Genomic DNA, 1304 nt, shown 5'->3' on the forward strand with positions numbered 1-1304 from the left:
GCCGATATGGTTGTGTATGTGCTGGTGTACTTCATCACTTCCGGCGTGATTCTGTCCTCATTCGATGCCTGGCTTATCGTGCCGTTTATCTGCTGGATGATTGGATTCGCGATGATTATGCGCTTCCTGATTCCCAAACTCGGCAAAACCGCTGCGCGTCAGGCCGATGCGCGCTCGTTGATGACCGGCCGCATTACAGACGCCTATTCCAATATCGCTACTGTCAAACTCTTCTCCCACGGCGCACGCGAGGCCGCTTATGCCAAGCAGTCGATGGAAGAGTTTATGGTAACCGTCCATGCCCAAATGCGTTTGGCAACGCTGCTGCATACCTGCAGTTTTATCGTCAACAGCTCGCTGACCGTCGGTACGACCGCCTTGGGTATTTGGCTTTGGTATCACGGCCAAGTCGGCGTAGGCGCGGTAGCCACCGCCACGGCCATGGCATTGCGTGTGAACGGTTTGTCGCAATACATCATGTGGGAATCCGCCCGATTGTTTGAAAACATCGGTACCGTCAACGACGGCATGGCTACCCTGTCCAAACCCCACACCATCCTCGACAAACCGCAAGCCCTGCCGCTTAAAGTCACCCGAGGCGAAATCAAGTTTGATCACGTCGATTTCTCCTACGAAGCAGGCAAACCGCTCCTCAACGGCTTTAATCTGAACATCAAACCCGGCGAAAAAGTCGGCTTGATCGGCCGCAGCGGCGCGGGCAAATCCACCATCGTCAACCTGCTCCTGCGCTTTTACGAACCGCAAAGCGGCACGATTTCGATCGACGGCCAAAACGTGGACAGCGTTACCCAAGAAAGTCTGCGCGCCCAAATCGGTTTGGTGACGCAAGATACCTCCCTGCTGCACCGCTCCGTGCGCGACAACATTATCTACGGTCGTCCCGATGCGACCGAAGCCGAAATGATTTCTGCCGCCGAACGCGCCGAGGCCACCGGTTTTATTCCTAACTTAAGCGATGCCAAAGGCCGACGCGGCTATGATGCGCACGTTGGCGAACGCGGCGTGAAACTTTCCGGCGGCCAACGCCAACGCATCGCCATCGCCCGCGTTATGCTTAAAGACGCGCCGATTCTATTGCTTGACGAAGCCACCAGCGCGCTTGACTCCGAAGTCGAAGCCGCCATCCAAGAAAGCCTCGACAAAATGATGGAAGGCAAAACCGTGATTGCCATCGCCCACCGCCTCTCCACCATCGCCGCGATGGACCGCCTCATCGTCTTGGACAAAGGCCGCATCATCGAAGAAGGCAGCCACACCGAGTTGCTCGAGAAACAAGGCCTGTA

The 1304-nt window shown here is 56.3% G+C and carries 1 protein-coding gene; it reads left to right on the forward strand.

The genetic code is table 11. The features are described 5' to 3' along the window. A partial coding sequence (locus tag ACTHUE_RS19240; RefSeq protein WP_440424194.1) for an ABC transporter ATP-binding protein occupies positions 1 to 1304 on the forward strand: 1304 nt, incomplete at both ends.

It is taken from the genome of Neisseria sp. P0021.S005, assembly GCF_051956955.1.